The organism is Thermomonas sp. (assembly GCF_035369645.1).
GTDB lineage: Bacteria > Pseudomonadota > Gammaproteobacteria > Xanthomonadales > Xanthomonadaceae > Thermomonas.
This window is the reverse complement of sequence record NZ_DAOOUM010000006.1, coordinates 43,069-62,928: the sequence shown is the minus strand read 5'-3', so window position 1 is coordinate 62,928 and position 19,860 is coordinate 43,069. Positions and strand designations below refer to the sequence as shown.

Sequence of the window (19,860 nt, the reverse complement as noted above, 5' to 3'; positions counted from 1 at the left end):
TCGATGGCCTCGCGGGCGCGGAAGATGCGCGAACGCACCGTGCCAATCGGGCAGTTCATGCGTTCGGCGATTTCCTCGTAACTGAGGCCATCGACTTCACGCAAGGTGATCGCTTCGCGCAATTCTGGCGGCAAGGCTTCGACCGCGGACACCACCGTTTGTTCCAACTGCTGGCGCATCAATTCACGTTCGGGGGTGTCGGTATCGCGCAGACGCAGGCCGGATTCAAACTGCTCGGCGTCTTCTACATCGATATCTTCCCCCGGCGGGCGGCGGCCATGCGCGGCCAAGTGGTTCTTGGCGGTATTCACCGCAATCGTGTGCAGCCACGTCGAAAACTGCGCATCGCCACGAAAGTTTTTGATCGCACGATAGGCACGGATGAAGGTGTCCTGCGCTACGTCCTGCACTTCCGACCAATCGCGGATGTAGCGCGAAATCACCGCCGCAACGCGATGCTGGTATTTGCGCACCAACAGGTCAAACGCGGCGGTATCGCCCCGTTGCACCCTTGCCACTAGGTCATGGTCCAGCGCTTGCGACACCCGATCCTCCGTCATTACACGCCAGTCCCCGAAGTGAGCCCGGCAGTCTCCGAGCCTTGTGACAACACGATGCCGTAGAAGTTCCACAGCGGCGACGTGCAGTTTGCGCCGATCCGCGAATAATTAGAAAAATATTCAAGTTTTCGCGGGCTACGATAGCCCTTTCGATGGATGGGATGGCTTGCACATGGCGAATTCCGCTGCTGACCGCTTCGCGGGGCTGCCGCTACGGCACTGGAAACCCCAGCAACGCGACGACGGCGTGCTGGTGCTGTATTTCGACCGCGCTGACGCCAGCGTCAATGCGTTCTCGCAAGACGTGCTGATCGAATTGAACGACGTACTGGAGCGCATCAGTCTGGAGTTGCCCAAGGGCTTGGTGATCGCCTCGGGCAAGGCCAGCGGCTTCATCGCCGGTGCTGACCTCAAGGAGTTCCAGGACTTCGACCGCAAGGGCACGGTCAACGATGCGATCCGACGCGGCCAGCTCACCTTCCAGAAACTGGCCATGCTGCGCTGCCCCACGGTGGCGGCGATTCACGGCTTCTGCATGGGCGGCGGCACCGAAATCTCGCTGGCCTGTCGCTATCGCGTCGCCAGCAGCGATGCCTCCACCCGCATTGGCTTGCCGGAAGTGCAGCTCGGCATCTTCCCCGGCTGGGGCGGCAGCGCGCGCCTGCCGCAGCTGGTCGGCGCACCGGCGGCGATGGACATGATGCTGACCGGCCGCGCGCTCAGCGCCAAGGCAGCACGCGGCATTGGCTTGGTCGATCTGGTCGTGGAGGCCTCCGATTTGATCGACAGCGCCGCCAAGTTGGCGCTCAAGGGCTGCACACGCCCACTCAAGCAACGCATCCTCGCCCGGGCCAGCAATACCTTCGCGGCCCGCAAATTGCTGGCACCGCAGATGGCCAAGCAGGTGGCACGCAAGGCGCCGAAGGCGTTCTACCCAGCGCCCTATGCATTGATCGCGACCTGGGCAAAGAACGGCGGCAGGCCCATCCGTGCCCGCCTCGACGCCGAACGCCGTGCAGTGGTGAAACTCGCCGGTACGTCGACCGCACGCAACCTGATCCGCATCTTCTTCCTGACCGAACGGATGAAAGCACTGGGCAAGGGTGAATCCGGCATTGCCCGCGTGCATGTGGTCGGCGCCGGCGTGATGGGCGGCGACATCGCTGCCTTCGCCGCCTACAAGGGCTTCGAGGTGACCTTGCAGGACCGCGAGCAGCGCTTCATCGACGGCGCCATGGCCCGCGCGCAGGCCTTGTTCGAAAAGAAGGTCAAGGACCCCGCCAAGCGTCCCGAGGTCGCCGCACGCTTGCAATCCGATCTGAATGGCGACGGCGTGGCCACTGCCGATTTGGTGATCGAAGCCATTATCGAGAACCCCGACGCCAAGCGCGATCTCTACAACGCGGTGGAACCGAGGCTCAAGGCCGGCGCCCTGCTGACCACCAATACCTCGTCGATTCCGCTGGACGAATTGCGTGAACACATCGCCCGTCCCGCGCTGTTCGCCGGCCTGCACTACTTCAACCCGGTGGCGCAAATGCCGCTGGTGGAGATCATCCACCACGACGGCATGGCCGCCGACACCGAACGCCGGCTGGCCGCGTTCTGCAAGGCACTGGGCAAGTTCCCGGTGCCGGTGGCCGGCACGCCGGGTTTCCTCGTCAACCGCGTGCTGTTCCCGTACATGCTGGAAGCCGCCACCGCCTACGCCGAGGGCATTCCCGGCCCGGCCATCGACAAAGCGGCGACGCGCTTCGGCATGCCGATGGGGCCGATCGAATTGCTCGACACCGTGGGTCTGGACGTGGCCGCCAGCGTCGGCAAGGAGCTTGCGCCCTTCCTCGGCCTCGACGTGCCGGCGGCGCTGGCGACGGTGGAAACCGGCAAGCGCGGCAAGAAGGACGGGCAAGGCATCTACAGCTGGCAGAACGGAAAGGCGATCAAGCCCGAACTGCCAAACGGTTTCGTGGCACCCGAGGATCTGGAAGACCGCCTGATCCTGCCCCTGCTCAACGAAGCGGTGGCCTGCCTGCACGCCGGTGTGGTGAGCGACGCCGACCTGCTCGACGCCGGGGTGATCTTCGGCACCGGCTTTGCGCCGTTCCGCGGGGGTCCGATCCAGCACATCCGCGCCACCGGCGCCGATGCACTGCTGGCGCGCTTGCAGACCTTGCAAGCGAAGTACGGCGAACGCTTCGCGCCGCGACCCGGCTGGGACAACCCGGCGCTGCGCGCACCGGTGGCGTGAGGCCTTCGCAGACGCGGATCACGGCCGTACCGGCCGACCTGCAAACGTCTGGAATTCCGGTCCCGCCAGACGCAGGTTCTGGCGCAGGTAGGTTCGCAGGCGCTGGCCTGCCGGTTCCGGTGCTGGCCCGCCGAGATGGCGTTGCAGCATGGTTTCCATCGCAAACAGATAGGCCTCGCGCGGGATCGGATCGACCGGCGAGTGGTCGCCATTGGGCTCTACCAGCAGGCTGACCGGCCGCCGCATATTCCGCAATCGCGCTACGTAGTCAGTGACACTGCGGATCGCCACCGTCCGGTCAGCACCACCGGCCATCACCAACAAGGGGCGGTGCATGCGTGACGCATTCACCAGTGGCGATTGCGCATGCAGGCGCGCGAAAGTTGAAGGATCGCTGCCATCCAGCGACAGGGCACGCAGGGTCTGCTTGAGTGAACGATCAGGAAGATCGCCCTGTTCGCCGGAGCTGAGCAGCCAGCGCATCGCCCAGCCAAGATCCGCAGGCGGCGAGCCGGCCACGCCGACCTTGAACAGGTCGGGCTGGAAGGTCAGGCCCAGCAAGGTGGAATAGCCACCAAAGGAGTGGCCAACGATGCCGACCCGGTCCTTGTCGCCGATGCCCTGCGCCAACAGCCAACGCACGCCTTCGACGATGTCCTGCTGCACGCGGCCATTGCCGTAGTCGCCATTCGAGGAAAAGGTGTAGGCCAGACCGTGCCCGGTGGAACCACGAAAGTTGGACTGGAACACCACATAGCCACGATTGGCGAGGAACTGAGCGACACCGTCATAGCCGGCTCGGAAGTGATTGATCGGGCCGCCGTGCACCTGCGCGATCAAGGGTGCGTGGGCGGCGTCCACGCCCGGCGGCAGTAGCACGAAGCCGTATACGCGCTTGCCATCGGAGGCGATGTAGCTGATCGCCAGCTTGCGCGCCAGCTCGGTTTCCTTCGGCGCGCCGGCGGTGATGCCGGGATCGTCGAGGATGCGGCGCAGACGGCCGTTGCGCGGATCGTACAGCCACCAGCGCGGATCGCGCAGGGTCGCCGCGCGTTCGCTCACCAGCCAGTGCGCGGAAGGGCCGCTGCCGGCCTGCAGTGCGATGTCACGGCCGGGGAACTTGCGCACGATTGCAGCGACAACATCCTGCGCACCGCCGATGCCGTAGGTCGCGGCGACGGTGCTGCGGTAACTCGCCGCCAGCGGCTGGTTCGTGCGTGGGTCGATGACCACGTCATCGAGATCGGCTTCGCCACGCGGATCCTGGTGCAGGGTCTGCAGCTTGTCGTCCGCGCCCAGCCGCATCACCCTCCGGACATTCCCCATGCCCGCCGCAGTACCGGGATTGCCGACCATCAGCAGGCTGCCATCGGCCTGCACCGCCAGCAGTTCGATCCGCTCCATCGGGCGCAGGCGCAGCACTTCTCTCAGTGCGCCATTTGGCAGGACCCGATACAACGCATCGTGATCGCCTTCGAAACGCGCCAGCGCAACGATCCGCCCGCGCACATCCACCGCCACGTCGTGTCCCCAGCGCGTGTCTTCGCGTAGCAGGGTGCGCTTGCCATGCGCATCCATGCGCACGATCTGCCATCTGACATCACTTTGGCCCACCACTCGCCGTTCGCGCAGCAGGAGCGCGGCAGTTTGCGAGGGGTCGAGCTTGATGACTTGGCGCCGCTCGTTGCCACCCAGCGGCACGCGCACGCCGGTGCGGCCGTCGACGCCGACCATGGTCAACGAACGCGGTGCGCGCAGGAACAGCCAGCGGCCATCGCGTGACCACGTCACTTGTTCGGCCTGGGTGTTGCCGACCAGCATGCGCGGGCTGCCGCCGTTCGCCGGCAGCAGCCACAGCGCACGCGAATCCTTCTGCTCGCGCAAGTACGCCACGAAGTCGCCCGCCGGCGAAAGCTGCGCAGCCGCCAGGGTGCGGTTCTCGAGAAAGGCGCTGCGCGGCAGCTGCGGTGCGCGCGGCAATGCACGCTGCGCGACCTCGGCGCTGCGCAGGCTCTCCAAGTCCTGCGCCGGTGCGATGCGTGGCATGCACGCGAACAGGCACAGCGCGGTCGCAACGCAAACACTCCGAAGGTTCGCCATGGTCATTCCCCCGAGGCCGCATGCGTGCCAGCCGGCGTTGTCGGCGCGGCGGTTGCAAGCAACACTTCACGACGCGGATACAACAGCCACAGGCTGACCAGCGCCGGCAGCCCGACCACGCCGCACAGCAGGATCCAGCCAAGGCGACCGCGCGGCGAATGCGTTTGCTTGCCGCTGAGCCACACCGCGCCGAACAGGGACAGCAAGCAGCACGCGCCTGCGAGCCACAGGATCGGCGTCGGCATCGGCTCGGGCTTGGCACGCAGCAGATCGGGTGACGCGAACAGGTCTTGTGCGTCGAGGCAAATCACGCGCAGCACCGGCGACAACCAGAAATTGCGGTTGGTGTACGTCGAAGGCAAGTCGATCGACAACGCGCGGCGCGCGATGATGCGTGCATGGCCCTGGCCATCCACGCGCAACACCTGCTGGTACGGCTGCTGCAACTCACCGCCCCACACGCCCCAGGTGTAGGTGTAGGACACGAGGTAACCGTCCAGCAGTTCGACCACGTCCATCCGGCTGAGGTTGCCGACCGGGCCGGGCATCGGAACACGCATCAGCGGCTTGAGCAGGTCGAGCCCGTTCATCGCCTCGCGGCCGGGATAGAAGTAGGCGGCGCGGTTACTGAGCATCAGGATGTTGTCGCCGGCCGGTTCGGGTGGGCTGGCCATCACCTCGCCTTGCGGCAGGCGGATGCGTTCGAACACGCGCTGTTGCTCGCTGTCGAACTGGTACACCGCGTTCGCGTTGTACAGATAGATGGCGCCAAAGGCCAGCGTCGGCGCCGGGAATGCCGCTTGCGTGGCGCCTATCCCAAGCTCGCCACGGGCACGCTTGTCCAGCAGGCCGTAACCGATGAAACGGCCGCGGTCATGGCTGTAGACCCAGTTGGTGTTGTGGTCGCCATCCACCCACTCCATCGGCTGTGGATTGGTCATGTCGCCCTGGTGTGGCAGGGTGCGCAGCGGGTAACGCGTGTACACATCGGACAATGCGATCTGTTCGCGCCACAGCGCCGCGTCGGAATCTAGACTGCCTGCGATGCCAAGCAGCAGCATGTCCTTGCCTTCGGCGCGGTCCGCCTCGATCGTCCCGCCTGCAGGCGGCTTCGGCATGTTGAGCGGATGCGTGCCGGTCACCGTCCATAGCAGCTCGACGCCGAAGCCCAGCATCCACGCCAGGAAATACGCGCCCAGTTGCACCGGCAAGGCCACCACCAGCACCGCCGCCGGATTGCGCGAAGGCGCGGTGTAATCCGGCTTGAACGCGATCGTCAGCATCAATGCGAGGAAACCGATCACCACGCATTGCACGCCCAGCATCGCCACGCCGGTGGCTTGCGCATACATGAAGAGGTTGGGCAGCAGGAAGGCAGCGAACGAATAACGGCGGTTGCCGACCATCGCGTATGCGCCCGCCAGGTAGCCGGACAGCGCGATCAGCCAGCTGGCGACCGGCAGCAACCAATGCCGCATGTCCACCACGCGCGCGGTCATCGTGTCCTGGTAGATCGCGACCAGCACCACCGGCAGCGCCACCGCGACAAGCAACAGCAGCGCGCCCGCGCCGGTCAACGCTCCCGCGATGCGCAACCGGTGCAGCGGGCGGTGCAGCAGGTTGAGCCACTGATTCGGCTTGCGATAGACGCCCATCTGGTAAATGCCCAGCAGGGCACCGGCCACGGCATACACCGCGGCGAATACCTGGTAGACGAAGAGTGGCTGCTGCGCCAGATCCACCATCCGGCTGAGGAAGCCCAGCACGGCGAGATTGACGATGGCGGCGATGCCAGCCCACAGGCGGAAGCGCAGCAGCTCGCCTTTGAAAAGATCGTTCATGTGCATGTTCTCCAGCGGCGCTCAGGCAGCGCTCGGTGCGGCGTGGTGTTTGGCGAGGAAGGCGTTGACCGCGCGGTCCAGGCTGACCGGCATCGATTGCGCATCGCGCGCGCCGCAGGCACGCAGGAAATGCTCGAAGTCCGCGTCCTGATCCAGCACCAGAAAGTGCTGCAGGCCATCGATGCGCTGGGTTTCCAGCAAGCCCGGCACCAGCCGCGGATCCGGTCCCTTGAACGGAATATCGGCCACCCAATGGCTGACCCGCGCGGTGAATTCTTCCGGCGGCGACATGTGCTTGAGTTGGCCGCGTTCGAGGATGATCAGGTTGTCGGCGACGCGCTCGATCTCCTCCATCTGGTGCGAGCAATAGATCACCGTGCAGTCGTCGGCAGCATTGCTTTGCAACAGTGATTCGAGGAAGGCGCGCTTGGCCACCACATCGAGGCCGAGCGTCGGCTCGTCCAGTACCAGCAGTTCCGGGCCTTGCGCCAGTGCCAGCGCGAGGTTGAAGCCGGCGCGTTCGCCGCGCGAGAGCTGGCCGATCTTCTGTTCCGGCAACACGTTGTAGTGGCCGATCACGCCATCGAAGGCCTGCTGGTTCCAGCGCCCGTACTGGTGGCGCTGCATCGCCATCACCTGCGCCACCCGCATCCAGTTCGGCAGAGTGTGTTCTTCGTTGACGAAGCCAATCCGGCTGCGGTCCTGCGGGGTCAGCCGCTGGCTGTCCTGGCCGAGGATGCGGGACTGCCCGGCGCTGGGTGGCATGAAGCCCAGCAGGATGCGGAACAGGGTGGATTTGCCGGCGCCGTTGGCACCGACGATGGCGTGGATGCGGCCACGCGGGATGGCCAGATCGAGATGATCCAGCGCCAGCTTGCGGCCGTAACGCTTGCTCAGTTGCTCGGTTTCGATGACGTTGCCGGAGAAGGCAGTCGGAGATTGGAATCTGACCATGGCGCTGCTATGTCGTCTGTACTTGTGCATGCAGTACAGGACACACCTACTTGCAGCGTCCAGCCGAATATGACGAAACACCGCCAGGTCTGACGAAAGCACACCAATTTGGTGCAAATCCCTCCGCCTGCCGTGAGTACAGCAGGCGCGGCTTGATCCCTACATCGTTTGCGTCGGCTGGTCGGCACCTAAGGTGCCAGCGAGGGTGGTTTCGATTTTACTGCGTACGGATTCGCCTTCAGCGGTATCGGCAAATTGCACGCCGATGCCGGCGGGACGATTGCCTTGCGCGCCGCTGGGGGTAACCCATGCCACTTTCCCAGCCACCGGCATGCGATCGGAGGAGTCGGGCAGCGTCAGCAGCAGGAAGACCTCGTCACCAATGAAATAGCGCCGCGTGGTGGGCACAAAAATACCGCCCTGCTTGATGTAGGGAATGTACGCCGCGTACAACGTCGCCTTGTCCTTGATCGCCAGCGACAAGATGCCCTGACGTGCACCACCCATTGGATTGCTCATACCCAGTCCCCTGTTAATCCCGTGTTGCGGATGCCGGCCATCATCGCCACATCCGCAGTGCATCGATCACGACAAGATCTTCACGCGCCGGTGTTCGCAGTAAGTCGCGCGCACGATTGGCCGCATCGAAACGTGCAGCAAGGGTGCGGGTTGCGGCCAGCTCGGTCAAGCCCATAGCTTCACGCAACGCAAATTCGGCCAGATGCGCCAAGCGCTCACTGGCACGTCCATCGGCCAACCAGCGTTGCGCGGTTTGCACGCTATCGGCCTGCCCGCGCAACAGTGCCTGCGCGTCTTTGACCACCTCACGCCGCAGCGCCAAACCATCCCCTGCCGCCCATGCAGCAGCCAGCCCCGGGTGCCCGCGTGCCGCATCCAATGCTTCTGCCGCCAGTGCATCGGGATGCCCGCGCTGCTGCAACCAGTGCAAGGCTTCTTGTTGCATGGGCAGGCGCACTTCCAAGCGCTGACAACGGCTGCGGATGGTGGCGGGCAGTTGCGCGGGGTTGGAGGAAAGCAGCCACAGATAGCGGCCCGGTTGTGGCTCTTCCAGTGTTTTCAGCACCGCATTCCACGCATGCCAGTTAACCGCATCGGCAGGCTCGATGATCACCACCTGCATTCCACCCAGTTGCGCAGTCAGGCCCATTTTTTCGGTCAATGCGCGAATTTGCTCAATGACGATTTCACTGCGCGGCTTGCCGGTTTTGCTATTGATTTCATAACCGAGAAAATATAAATCCGGATGCGCGCTATGCCCCCACGGATGTGCGGGGCTGCCGTCGGGGCGCACTTCCAGTGTTTCCATTTGCGCGCGTGATGCAAACAAATGGCAGCTTTTGCAAACACCGCAGGCTTCGCCATCCGTACGCGGCGTCAAACACAACACGCGCTGCGCCAAGTGTTCTGCCAGCACGCGCTTGCCGATTTTTTCTGGCCCGGTGATTAGCGTGGCATGCCCAAAATGTCCTGCTGTGAGGGCCTCACACGCCTGTACGTAAGCGCGTTGCTGCCAAGGGGTGAGGGCGGGCAACACACTCATGCCCCACCCCGGCGATATTCGGCCAAAACCACCAGTGCCGCAGCCGCCACCGTGGCCGCATCCGGGCTGGCATCCAGCACGCGGATACGTTCTGGGTGCTGCATGGCACGCGCTAAAAATCCTGCGCGTACGCGCTCGAAAAACGCATCGTGTTCCCGCTCGATGCGGTCAGGCGATGCGCCATCCAATAAATCGCGGCCGCGTGTGCGCTGGCGGGCATGCGCCACATCCAGATCCAGCAACAGGGTCAGCCCTGGTTCGATGCCCACCGCATGACGTTCCAATTCGGCGATGAAATGCACATCCATGCCACGCGCCGCGCCTTGGTAGGCATAGCTGGAATCGGTAAACCGGTCGCACATCACCCACGCGCCGCGTTGCAGTGCAGGCAAGATCACTTGCTGCACATGCTGGGCGCGGGCCGCGAACATCATCAACAATTCGGTGTGCGCAGCTACTGGCTCATCATTGGCATGCAACAGTAAGCCGCGAATGCCTTCGGCCAAGGGCGTGCCACCGGGTTCGCGGGTGCACACCACCTCGACACCATCTGCCTGCAGGGCGTCACGCAGCGCGGTGAGTACCGTGCTTTTGCCCGCACCCTCGCCACCTTCCAAACTCAGAAACCGGGGCTGGTGTTGTAAGGCCGTCATTGTGTTTGTGCCTGCCGCTGCGCGCGGTAACGGGCCACGTAATCGCGTACCGCCGCGTTGTGGGCACTGAGCGATGCACTGAACACATGCCGCCCACTGCCATCGCCCACCGCCACGAAATACAGCGCATCACCCGCTGCCGGATGCGTGGCCGCGTGCAGCGCCGCCTTGCCGGGCATCGCAATCGGCGTCGGCGGCAGACCATCGCGGGTATAGGTGTTGTAAGGCGTGTCGGTGGTCAAATCCGTGCGTCGGATATTGCCGGCATAGTTCGCACCCATGCCGTAGATCACGGTGGGGTCGGTTTGCAGGCGCATGCCGGTTTTCAAACGGCGCACAAACACGCCGGCGATCTGCGCACGCTCGCTGGCAGTGCCGGTTTCTTTTTCGATGATGGATGCAAGGGTCAATGCCTGCTCCGGGCGATCGAACGGCAAATCTTCGGCGCGCGTGCGCCATTCGGCGTCCAGAGTTTTTTCCATCCCCGCATAGGCGCGCTTGAGGATATCCAGATCGCTGTCGCCACGCGTCCACGCATAGGTTTCCGGCAGAAAGCGGCCTTCAGGATGTTGCCCAGTATGCCCCAACGCCTTCATCAACGCGGCATCATCGAGTTCAGGCAAGGCCTGCTTCAACACCGGCACTTTGCGCAGCGCAGCGCGTAGGTCGCGCATAGTCCAGCCTTCCACAATCGTGAAGCTGCGGCGGATCACCTTGCCATCGCGCATCGCCGATAACAGGCTGCGCGGTGTGGTGTCGGTGGCCAGCGCGTACTCGCCCACCTGCAACTTGCCGGCAGCGCCGGTTTGTCGTGCCAAGACTTGCCAGAACAGGCCTTCGCCGGTGTCGATGTGCTGCGCGCGCAGTTTTCTCAGCAGCTTGCCCAAGTTGTCGCCGCGTTCGACCATCACGCTCGCATCGGCCGTGATACCGGGCAGCGGCGCATCGGAAAACTGCTGGTAGCGCCAGCCAAACCAGCCGATGACGGCTGCCACCAGCAACCCACAGCACAGCAGCAAGGTGCGAAATTTCACGTCAGCCCCACACTATTGGAATACATCGGATAGTCCTTCGCTAATGCGGTTTGCAATGCTGTCACTGCCGGCTGCGTGCGCCAGCTACGCGCACCCAATCGTGCCACTGGCAGGATACCGCGCACCGCGTTGCAAAGGGCCAGCGCGTCAGCTGCGGCAAGCGCCTCCATCGACAATTCAACCACCTCCAGCATCCCCTGCTCCAACAACCAGCCACGCAATACGCCGACCACACCGCAGTGCTCGATCGGCGGCGTCAACCAGCGCCCGTCGCAATGCGCCAACACGTTGGCCGCTGTGGCACACACGACGTTGCCAGCCATGTCCCGCATCAGGCCTTCATCGCAACCCGCACGTTGTGCTTCGGTTCGCGCCAACACCTGTTCCAGACGGTTGCAATGTTTGATGCCGGCCAACAAGGGCTGCGTGGCAAGCCGGGTGTTGCACGCATGCAATTGCAACGCGGTTTGCCTCGGTGGCAACGGATGCAGCGACAACACCCACACCGGCGGTGCATCCACCGATGGCGCATAGCCGCGCCCACCATCGCCACGGGTCAGCAACAACTTGACCACGCCAGTATCCACACCAGCGCAGAGTTCATGCAGGCGCGCTTCAATAAAGGCCCGCTCCGGCAAGCTGATACCCAGCCGCTGTGCACCTTCACCAAGGCGTGCAAGATGGCGCGACCACAGCGGCACCCCGCCGTGGTCCACGCGCATGGTTTCAAACACACCATCGCCGTAGTTGAGGCCGCGGTTGGATGCCGCGATTTCATCGATACGGCGCTCGCTCACGAAGAGGCTGCATGGCCAGCCCCTCTCCCCCATCCCCTCTCCCGACGGGAGAGGGGAGTAAAGCAGCGCATCGCTCATTCCGCATCCCCCAATGCCCGCAACATCCCGCGCGCCTTGGCGCGGGTTTCATCCAGCTCGCGTTGCGGGTCGGAATCCATCACGATGCCGGCTCCGGTGCGAAAACGCAGCGTGGCATCTTCCACTTCGGCACTGCGAATCAGGATATTCAAATCCATCGCGCCATCGTGGTTCAGCCAACCCATTGCGCCGGTGTATGCACCGCGACCCACGCCTTCCAATTCGGCAATAATCTGCATGCAGCGCACCTTCGGGCAGCCGGTAATGGTGCCGCCGGGGAACACCGCGGCGATCGCCTGCCCAGGCGTCACCTCCGCGCGCAGCCGCCCGCGCACGTTGCTGACGATGTGGTGCACATGTGCATAACTTTCCACCACCATCAATTCATCCACCTGCACGCTGCCGGCTGCGCACACACGGCCCAGATCATTGCGTTCCAAGTCGATCAGCATCACATGTTCGGCGCGCTCTTTGGGATGCCCGACCAATTCCTGAATGCTCTCGGCATCGTCATCGCCGGCAAAGCGCGGGCGAGTCCCCGCAATGGGGCGGGTTTGTGCCATGCCCTCCTGCACGGATAACAGGCGCTCGGGCGAAGCACTGACCACACTGCCCCACGGGCTGCGGAAGATGCCGGCGAACGGAGCCGGATTGTGCGTGCGCAATTGCTGAAACAGCGCCGCCGGATCCAGCGCGGCAGCAAAGTGCGCTCGCCAACCGCGCGACAGATTGGCTTGGAACACATCGCCCCCGGCCAAGTAGTTCAGCACCCGCGCTACGCCATCGAGATACTGCTGCGCCGGGTCTTCGTCAATGCGGATGGGTGGTGTCCACACTGGCAATGCCGGCAGTGTGCGGGCACGCTCGATGTCATTTGCCATCTGCGCCAACCACACCTCCGCGCCCGCTTCGGCAACCATGCTGCATTCGCCGCTACTGCGCTCCCGCAGCACCGCCGCCGGGCATCGCAACGCCACTGCAATCGGCAGCGCGCCATCGGCCTGCGGCAATTGCAACACCGGCTCGACCTGCTGTGCCAATTCGTAGCCCAGCAACAGCGCCCAACCGCCACGAAACGGCAGCGCGCTTGCGGAGGAGTCTTCGCAATACGCGCTGCGCCAGTGCGCATCCAGCACATCCAAAAAACGGCCAGAAATTACTTCGCCCGCCAGCGTGCGCACCACGCCATCGCGATGCAGCGCGAAGCCTTCGCCACTGTGCGCCAGCAGCATGTCCCAGCATCCCAGTGCACCACCGCTGGTGGACTCCAGCAACACCGGGTAGCGTGCAGAATCCAGCCGATGCAGGGCAAGCAGGTCGATGAGGTTGGGGCAATGCCAAGGGTTGTGCATTTGTTTTTTTGTCACCCCGATGCAAGCCGGGATGACGAATCCGCCTCAAACGCGCTTGAACACCAGCGTGCCGTTGGTGCCGCCAAAGCCAAAGCCGTTGGACACCACCACATCCACCTTGGACTGGCGCGCCACGTTCGGCACATAGTCCAGATCGCAGCCTTCGCCGGGGGTTTCCAGATTGATGGTCGGCGGGATGATCCCGGTTTCCAGCGCCTTGATCGAATAGATCGCTTCCACCCCGCCGGCCGCACCCAGCAAGTGGCCGGTCATCGACTTGGTGGACGACACCATCGTCTTGTAGGCATGCGCACCCAGCGCACGCTTGATCGCTAGGGTTTCGGCCAGATCACCCAGCGGCGTACTGGTGCCGTGCGCATTGAGGTAGCCCACCTGCTCCGGGTTGATGCCAGCATCGCGGAAGGCCATCGCCATGCACCGCGCCGGGCCCTCGCCATTCTCGCTGGGCGCGGTCATGTGGAAGGCATCCGAGGTGGCACCGAAGCCGGCCAGTTCGCAGTAGATGCGCGCGCCACGCGCCTTGGCGTGTTCGTATTCTTCCAACACCAAAATGCCGGCACCATCGCCCAGCACGAAGCCATCGCGGTCTTTGTCCCATGGCCGCGAGGCGCGGGTGGGATCCTCGTTGCGCGTGCTCATCGCCTTCATCGCGCAGAAACCGCCCATCGCCGTGGGCGAGCTGCCGCGCTCGGCACCACCGGCAAACATCACATCGGCATCACCGTACTGGATCATGCGCATGGCCATGCCAATCGAATGATTGGCCGTGGCGCAGGCCGATACCGCGGAGAACGTGGGCCCCTTGATCCCGGTGGCCAGCGACAACTGCCCCGGCATCATGTTGATGATGGTGGACGGAATGTAGAACGGGCTGATCTTGCGCACCCCGCCTTCGTGCAATTTGACGGCGGTTTCTTCAATGCCCCAGATGCCACCGATGCCCGCACCAATCAGTGCGCCGATGCGCTCGGCATTGGCCTCGGTCACCTCCAGCCCCGCATCGTCCTTGGCCATCAACGAGGCAGCCATGCCGTAGTGCAGGAAGTGATCCATTTTTTTGGCGTCTTTCGGGTTCACCCATTGGGTGATGTCGAAGCCGCGAATTTCCCCCGCGATGCGGGTGGGATAGGTGGCGGCATCAAAACCCTCGACCATGCTGATGCCCGAGCGGCCGTTGCAGATACCATCCCAATTGCTGGCCAGATCCAGGCCCAGCGGCGAGATGATGCCCATCCCGGTGACGACGACGCGACGTTTCGACATGGTGACTCCTCGATCAATAATCATGGCTTGCATTGACGCTGCTGCAAAACACGCAGGGCCGCAGAAGCGGCCCCGGTGTGACTGCGGGAATCCTCCCACAGGGGTTGCCCCCAAAGGGGCAAACATCAGGCCTTGACGTGGGCCTTGATGTAGTCGATCGCCGCCTGCACGGTGCTGATCTTTTCTGCGTCTTCGTCCGGGATTTCGCACTCGAACTCTTCTTCCAGCGCCATCACCAGTTCCACGGTGTCCAGCGAGTCCGCGCCCAGATCGTCCACAAACGATGCGCTGGTGGTGACGTCTTCTTCCTTGACGCCCAATTGTTCGACGACGATTTTCTTGACGCGTTCTTCGATGGTGCTCATGTCTGGTTGCTCCTCCCGGGAATCGGGTTCAATGGACAAGTTTACGTGAAAGCCGGACGTTGCAACATGCGCCCGCCCGGCGGGGGAATCAAAGCAAAAATCAGGGCATGTACATGCCGCCGTTGACGTGCAGGGTTTCGCCGGTGATATACGCCGCCGACGGGCCGGCCAAGAATGCGACCGCATTGGCGATATCCGCCGGCTCGCCCAAGCGGCCCAGCGCAATTTGACCCAGCAGTGCGTCCTTGGCCGCGTCCGGCAAATCTGCGGTCATATCGGTGGCGATAAAACCGGGGGCCACCACATTGACGGTGATCCCACGCGAACCGATTTCTTTGGCCAGCGATTTGCTAAACGCAATGATGCCGGCCTTGGCCGCGGCGTAATTGGCCTGCCCGGCATTACCGGTGACACCAATCACCGAAGCGATATTGATGATGCGGCCCTTGCGCGCCTTCATCATCCCGCGTAGTACCGCTTTGGATGCGCGATAGACCGAGGTCAGGTTGGTATCGAGAATCGCCTGCCAATCTTCATCTTTCATTCGCATCAATAAATTGTCGCGAGTGATGCCGGCATTGTTGACCAAAATGGAAATATTGCCGAATTCACCTGCCACTGCGTCCACCAAGGCTTCAATCGCACCGGCTTCATTGACGTTGAGACGGCGGCCATGGCCCCCCACAGCGGCCAAACGTGCACCGATGGCCTGCGCACCTGCGTCCGAAGTGGCGGTGCCAATCACGGTAGCGCCTAGTGCCGCCAAGGTGTCGGCAATCGCCGCACCGATCCCGCGCGAGGCGCCAGTCACCAGTACGATTTCGCCTTGCAACAATCCACTCATGCGTTCCATTCCTCGATGGCGGCGGTAAATTCCGCCGGCGTGCCCAACGCACGTGCGTCGAGCGATTTGTCGATGCGCTTGACCAAGCCGGTCAACACCTTGCCCGGCCCGCATTCGCCAATCCGGGTGATGCCGCGTGCGGAGAGCGCCTGCACGCAGGATGTCCATTGCACGGGCAGATAGAGCTGGCGCACCAAGGCATCGCGGATGGCGTCGATGCTGGTATGCACCTGCGCATCCACGTTTTGCACCACCGGCAGCACCGGCAAGTTCCAATGCAGGCCGGCCATGGTTTGCGCCAAGCGGTTCGCCGCTTCGCGCATCAAGGGCGTGTGTGAGGGCACACTGACCGCCAATTTGACGGCCTTGCGCACACCGCGCTCAGCCAACAGCGCCAGCGCGCGATCCACCGCCGCCGCATCGCCACCAATCACGATCTGGCCCGGCGAGTTGTAATTGGCAGGCACCACTCCCTGCGCACCCGAAGCCTCCACGCACACGGCTTCCACCAAGGCATTGTCCGCACCCAGCACTGCCGCCATTGCGCCCACCCCAGCCGGGGCAGCGTCCTGCATCAATTGCCCACGGATGCGCACCAAATGCGCGCCATCTTTGAGCGACAGCGCACCGGCCGCCACCAGGGCGGTGTATTCACCCAAGCTGTGGCCAGCCAGCACCGCAGGCATTGCGCCGCCCTGCTGCTGCCACAAGCGCCACACCGCAATACCCGCCGCCAATAACGCCGGCTGGGTGTATTCGGTACGATTGAGCATTTCGTCCGGACCGGCCTGCGCCAGTGCCCACAAGTCCACGCCCGCACCATCCGATGCTTCCTCAAACGCGGGCTTCACGGTGGGGTGCAGCTCCGACAGCTCGGCCAACATGCCCAAAGCTTGCGAACCTTGGCCGGGAAACACCAAGGCGAGTTGCGGGGATTGGTGGGGGGCGCTCACGCGGGGCTCGCTCCGGCCATCAGCCTGAAAAATGGCCGATCATGATACGAGTAATTGCTCTATGCCGTCTGTACTCATGCGTATGGATTGACCATACGCAATGGATAATCAACCCAAAAATCTGCGTCAAATCAGACCGCTACCAGCATGTACGGCATCCAGCATGCCGACGTCATCGCTTACCCGCGTCGCACTCTGTTCCACTCTGGGCGGTGGCAATGCGCTTGACCACACCAGCGCGGCGCCCATTGCCACCGCGACCTCATCCAGCAGGGCATAGCGCTTGCGATACATCGACCGCTTGCTGGACGCCACCTCGGCAAGATCGCGCTTGGCTGGTGCCGCCGGCACCCGCAACAGGCCCAAGACATGTGGGCTGCCGCCGTGCTCTTGCCAAAGTTGATCGTAATCCAGCAGCGTTTTACCGGGCTTGAAGCGAATATGCGCGGTGCTGGTGACACCCAACACCTCATCGGCCGCTAACGCCTGCGCCATCAATTGCAGAAACTGCACCAGCGCCGACATCGGCCGCAACCCATACATCGAACGGGTCAGCGTGCGGTACATCGCCACCATGGCATCCCCGCGCCCACCTTGCAGCCCGCCCACCAACAGCACACGCACGCCACGCCGCGAATTGGCCAAGGCAAACGCCGCCGTAGCCACTCGGCCCAACGAGCACTCCCACACCAGGCCCAAATCGCCTTCGCGGGCATTGAGCGGCACATGTTGAAGTTTTAATACATGTTCGATGTCCGCCACCACAAAGCGCGCGATTTCATAGCCTGCGGGTGAATACACCGCCTCACGGACAGCTGCCGGCAGTGCGCAGACCAGTTCAAAATGCTTGCGCAACAGCAGGCTGCGTTGGGCGGGGGAAAACTGGGTGCTGATGTAATCACGCTGCACCCGCTCGCACATTCGGGGCGAATAGGCCACGGCTCCGCGCAATTCGGGCCGGTCCAGCATGGCAAACCATTGCCGGTGCATCTCTGGCCGCACCCACGCCCGCACACAGAACCGCAGCGCGCGGCCAGGCCGCGACTCCAGCTCGCGCACGCGCGCGTAACGCAGCAATAGGCTCTTGGTTGACAGCGATATGGCATTCACCCGCGCAGGATGCCAGAAATCAGCCGCACCGCACCCTCGCGGCCGCCACAAACGGCCACGCAGTTCACGATTCGTTGGGTTGGGTGGGTCGCGCTGGGTTGCCGCAAAGGCCGGCGAACGCGCTTACATTAGTAGCGGAGCAGCGCCGAACCCCACGCAAAACCACCACCAAACGCTTCCAGCAGCAGCAATTGTCCGCGCTGCACCTTACCCGAGCGCACTGCCTCATCGAGTGCCAGTGGCACCGAACCCGACGAGGTATTGCCGTGCTTGTCCACGGTGACAATGACCCGCTCCATCGACATATCCAAGCGCTTGGCGGTGGCTTCGATGATGCGCAGATTGGCTTGATGCGGCACCAACCAGTCCAGCGCAGTTTTGTCCAGATGATTGGCCACCAGCGCCTCATCAACCACCGCATCCAAGGCCTTGACCGCGTACTTGAACACGTCGTTGCCGGCCATCTTCACGCGCACGCCGGCGTTGGGCTCGTCCGGCTTGAACCCGGCCGAGACCCCCACCGGGTTCCATAACAATTCTTTTTTGCCGCCATCGGCATGCATATGCGTGCTGAGGATGCCGGTTTCGGTATCCGCCTTCAGCACCACCGCACCGGCACCATCACCAAACAGCACGCAGGTGTTGCGGTCATTCCAGTCCAGCATCCGGGTCAAGGTTTCCGCACCGATCACCAGCGCCGTCTTGGACGCACCGCTGCGGATGAACTTATCCGCCACGGTCAGCGCATAGATGAAGCCCGAGCACGCCGCATTGACATCGAATGCCGGGCAGCCGGCCACCCCCAGCTTGTGCTGGATGATGGTGGCCGTGGACGGGAAAATCAGATCCGGGGTGGTGGTGCCCACCACGATCAGGTCGATTTCATCGGCGGCCACCCCGGCCGAAGCCAAGGCCCGCAACGCGGCCTGATACCCAAGATCAGATGTCAGCTCGCCTTCCGCTGCGATATGCCGCTGACGGATGCCGGTACGGCTGGCAATCCATTCGTCGCTGGTGTCCACACCGCGCTTGACCAGATCCTCATTGGTCAACACCTGTTGCGGCAGGTAGCTGCCAGTACCGGCAATGCGGGCAAAGAGGCGGTTTTCGGTGTGGCTCATGCGAACAAAACTCCCTGACATACCGTGCAAACGTATCCGTCAAAGCGTAGCCGATCACGCGCTTGTCGCTGCGGCGTACCCCGTGACGCGGTTTGCAAAATATCCAAACACTGAAACGCCAACGGCCGCGCTGTGCTGGCGCGGCCGGGCGTCATGCAGAGACAACAGCCTTGCGGCTGATGATCACTCTTCGTCAGCAACCTTGGTCTTGGGTGCAATGACCTGCTTGCCACGGTAGTAACCATCGGCGGTCACGTGGTGACGCAGGTGGGTTTCACCGCTGGTCGGGTCGGTGGCCAACTGCTTGGCAGACAGGGCATCATGCGCGCGGCGCATGCCACGACGAGACGGAGAAACGCGGGACTTCTGAACGGCCATGGAAACAACTCCAAAAAATTAGCGGTGACACATCAACGCGACATTATCGCACTTATTCTTTCTTCAAGCCCACCAGCGCCGCAAACGGGCTGGCCTTGGCTACTTCCTCCACGGTCGGCGCAAATTCGCGCTCTACCATCTCGGCCTCGGGCGACACCGGCACCACCGGCAACGCCAAAATCAACTCATCCTCTACCAGCTCGGTCGGCCGCAACATACCGTCGGCAGGCACCAGCAAGGCCTCGTACTCCGGTGGCAAAGCCGCTTCATCGGCCTCATCGCGGATCAAACCCAACCGCTGTTGCAAATGCACCGGAAGCAAGAACCGCTGCAAGCTGCGCTGACACTCCAATGGCAGTTCGGCCTCGATTTGCAGCAGGACGAATGGAACCCGCAACGCATCGGTACCAAACGTGATCACGAAGCGAACTTCGCCATCGTCATCTAGCAAGCCACCGCGCAGCCGTGTCAGCGCCCGTAACGGCACCCGACCTTCAAACTCACGCGATGCGGCGACCATGCGCCAAGCATCCAAAATTTCCGGAACCCGGCTAGTCAACTGGTTGGACATAAGCCGCAAAATGCTACAGACCAACCCACCCCGCTGTCAAATAGAATTCGGGCAAT

At 63.2% G+C, this 19,860-nt stretch carries 19 protein-coding genes; 1 reads left to right on the top strand and 18 read right to left on the bottom strand.

The annotated features are described in order from the left end of the window. Nucleotides 1-545, bottom strand: a 545-nt coding sequence (rpoE, locus tag PK789_RS02320) for an RNA polymerase sigma factor RpoE (RefSeq protein WP_324306743.1), incomplete at its 3' end; no start/stop codon positions are given. 187 nt (nt 546-732) lie between these two features. Here rpoE and PK789_RS02315 point away from each other — a divergent pair. Further along, complete coding sequence (locus PK789_RS02315) at nt 733-2,808, top strand: 3-hydroxyacyl-CoA dehydrogenase NAD-binding domain-containing protein (protein ID WP_324306742.1); 2,076 nt, start codon at nt 733-735, stop codon at nt 2,806-2,808. Nucleotides 2,809-2,826: 18 nt separating this feature from the next. On the opposite strand, the gene PK789_RS02310 is transcribed toward PK789_RS02315, so the two are convergent. From PK789_RS02310 to PK789_RS02230, 17 genes are all read right to left on the bottom strand, one after another. Beyond that, nucleotides 2,827-4,854 (bottom strand): S9 family peptidase, encoded by a 2,028-nt coding sequence (locus PK789_RS02310; RefSeq protein WP_324306741.1) that lies wholly within the window; start codon nt 4,852-4,854, stop codon nt 2,827-2,829. A gap of 56 nt (nt 4,855-4,910) precedes the next feature. Beyond that, nucleotides 4,911-6,749 carry a hypothetical protein gene (locus tag PK789_RS02305; RefSeq protein WP_324306740.1) on the bottom strand — a complete coding sequence of 613 codons (1,839 nt, stop codon included), beginning with the start codon at nt 6,747-6,749 and terminating at the stop codon, nt 4,911-4,913. Nucleotides 6,750-6,770: 21 nt separating this feature from the next. After that, on the bottom strand, nt 6,771-7,820 hold the full coding sequence (locus PK789_RS02300) for an ABC transporter ATP-binding protein (protein WP_324306738.1): 1,050 nt from the start codon (nt 7,818-7,820) through the stop codon (nt 6,771-6,773). A gap of 42 nt (nt 7,821-7,862) precedes the next feature. Then, nucleotides 7,863-8,210 (bottom strand): PilZ domain-containing protein, encoded by a 348-nt coding sequence (locus PK789_RS02295; protein ID WP_503011872.1) that lies wholly within the window; start codon nt 8,208-8,210, stop codon nt 7,863-7,865. A gap of 52 nt (nt 8,211-8,262) precedes the next feature. Then, complete coding sequence (locus PK789_RS02290; protein WP_324306747.1) at nt 8,263-9,258, bottom strand: DNA polymerase III delta subunit-related protein; 996 nt, start codon at nt 9,256-9,258, stop codon at nt 8,263-8,265. A 2-nt stretch (nt 9,259-9,260) separates the two neighbouring features. Further along, nucleotides 9,261-9,917, bottom strand: coding sequence for a dTMP kinase (gene tmk, locus PK789_RS02285; protein WP_324306736.1), 657 nt, complete (start codon nt 9,915-9,917; stop codon nt 9,261-9,263). Further along, nucleotides 9,914-10,951, bottom strand: a complete 1,038-nt coding sequence (gene mltG / locus PK789_RS02280; RefSeq protein WP_324306735.1) for an endolytic transglycosylase MltG — start codon at nt 10,949-10,951, stop codon at nt 9,914-9,916. The genes tmk and mltG overlap by 4 nt, the downstream gene beginning before the upstream one ends. Then, complete coding sequence (pabC, locus tag PK789_RS02275; RefSeq protein WP_324306734.1) at nt 10,948-11,748, bottom strand: aminodeoxychorismate lyase; 801 nt, start codon at nt 11,746-11,748, stop codon at nt 10,948-10,950. The genes mltG and pabC overlap by 4 nt, the downstream gene beginning before the upstream one ends. A 74-nt stretch (nt 11,749-11,822) precedes the next feature. Further along, a complete protein-coding gene (locus PK789_RS02270) occupies nt 11,823-13,178 on the bottom strand; it encodes an aminodeoxychorismate synthase component I (protein WP_324306733.1) in 1,356 nt (451 codons plus the stop codon). A gap of 45 nt (nt 13,179-13,223) precedes the next feature. Then, entirely contained in the window at nt 13,224-14,462 is a 1,239-nt protein-coding gene (gene fabF, locus PK789_RS02265; RefSeq protein WP_324306732.1) for a beta-ketoacyl-ACP synthase II, read from the bottom strand. 125 nt (nt 14,463-14,587) lie between these two features. Further along, nucleotides 14,588-14,827 (bottom strand): acyl carrier protein, encoded by a 240-nt coding sequence (gene acpP / locus PK789_RS02260; RefSeq protein WP_324306731.1) that lies wholly within the window; start codon nt 14,825-14,827, stop codon nt 14,588-14,590. A gap of 100 nt (nt 14,828-14,927) precedes the next feature. Next, on the bottom strand, nt 14,928-15,671 hold the full coding sequence (gene fabG, locus PK789_RS02255) for a 3-oxoacyl-ACP reductase FabG (RefSeq protein WP_324306730.1): 744 nt from the start codon (nt 15,669-15,671) through the stop codon (nt 14,928-14,930). Further along, nucleotides 15,668-16,624 carry an ACP S-malonyltransferase gene (fabD, locus tag PK789_RS02250; protein ID WP_324306728.1) on the bottom strand — a complete coding sequence of 319 codons (957 nt, stop codon included), beginning with the start codon at nt 16,622-16,624 and terminating at the stop codon, nt 15,668-15,670. The genes fabG and fabD overlap by 4 nt, the downstream gene beginning before the upstream one ends. Nucleotides 16,625-16,750: 126 nt before the next feature. Next, nucleotides 16,751-17,734, bottom strand: a complete 984-nt coding sequence (locus PK789_RS02245) for a VirK/YbjX family protein (RefSeq protein WP_324306726.1) — start codon at nt 17,732-17,734, stop codon at nt 16,751-16,753. Nucleotides 17,735-17,862: 128 nt separating this feature from the next. Next, nucleotides 17,863-18,855, bottom strand: a complete 993-nt coding sequence (locus PK789_RS02240; RefSeq protein WP_324306725.1) for a beta-ketoacyl-ACP synthase III — start codon at nt 18,853-18,855, stop codon at nt 17,863-17,865. Between the two features lie 183 nt (nt 18,856-19,038). Continuing rightward, complete coding sequence (gene rpmF, locus PK789_RS02235; RefSeq protein ID WP_187551685.1) at nt 19,039-19,233, bottom strand: 50S ribosomal protein L32; 195 nt, start codon at nt 19,231-19,233, stop codon at nt 19,039-19,041. A 52-nt stretch (nt 19,234-19,285) separates the two neighbouring features. After that, nucleotides 19,286-19,792: a YceD family protein gene (locus PK789_RS02230; RefSeq protein ID WP_324306745.1), complete on the bottom strand. Its 507-nt coding sequence runs from the start codon at nt 19,790-19,792 to the stop codon at nt 19,286-19,288. Nucleotides 19,793-19,860: the final 68 nt, after the last annotated feature.

Excerpts from the sequence above, each read along its gene's own strand:
- PK789_RS02295 (WP_503011872.1), bottom strand. The coding sequence starts at position 8,210 with ATGGGTGGTGCACGTCAGGGCATCTTGTCGCTGGCGATCAAGGACAAG.
- tmk (WP_324306736.1), bottom strand. The coding sequence starts at position 9,917 with ATGACGGCCTTACAACACCAGCCCCGGTTTCTGAGTTTGGAAGGTGGC.
- acpP (WP_324306731.1), bottom strand. The coding sequence starts at position 14,827 with ATGAGCACCATCGAAGAACGCGTCAAGAAAATCGTCGTCGAACAATTG.
- PK789_RS02315 (WP_324306742.1), top strand. The coding sequence starts at position 733 with ATGGCGAATTCCGCTGCTGACCGCTTCGCGGGGCTGCCGCTACGGCAC.
- fabF (WP_324306732.1), bottom strand. The coding sequence starts at position 14,462 with ATGTCGAAACGTCGCGTCGTCGTCACCGGGATGGGCATCATCTCGCCG.
- fabG (WP_324306730.1), bottom strand. The coding sequence starts at position 15,671 with ATGAGTGGATTGTTGCAAGGCGAAATCGTACTGGTGACTGGCGCCTCG.
- PK789_RS02305 (WP_324306740.1), bottom strand. The coding sequence starts at position 6,749 with ATGAACGATCTTTTCAAAGGCGAGCTGCTGCGCTTCCGCCTGTGGGCT.
- PK789_RS02310 (WP_324306741.1), bottom strand. The coding sequence starts at position 4,854 with ATGCCACGCATCGCACCGGCGCAGGACTTGGAGAGCCTGCGCAGCGCC.
- PK789_RS02240 (WP_324306725.1), bottom strand. The coding sequence starts at position 18,855 with ATGAGCCACACCGAAAACCGCCTCTTTGCCCGCATTGCCGGTACTGGC.
- rpmF (WP_187551685.1), bottom strand. The coding sequence starts at position 19,233 with ATGGCCGTTCAGAAGTCCCGCGTTTCTCCGTCTCGTCGTGGCATGCGC.
- PK789_RS02270 (WP_324306733.1), bottom strand. The coding sequence starts at position 13,178 with ATGCACAACCCTTGGCATTGCCCCAACCTCATCGACCTGCTTGCCCTG.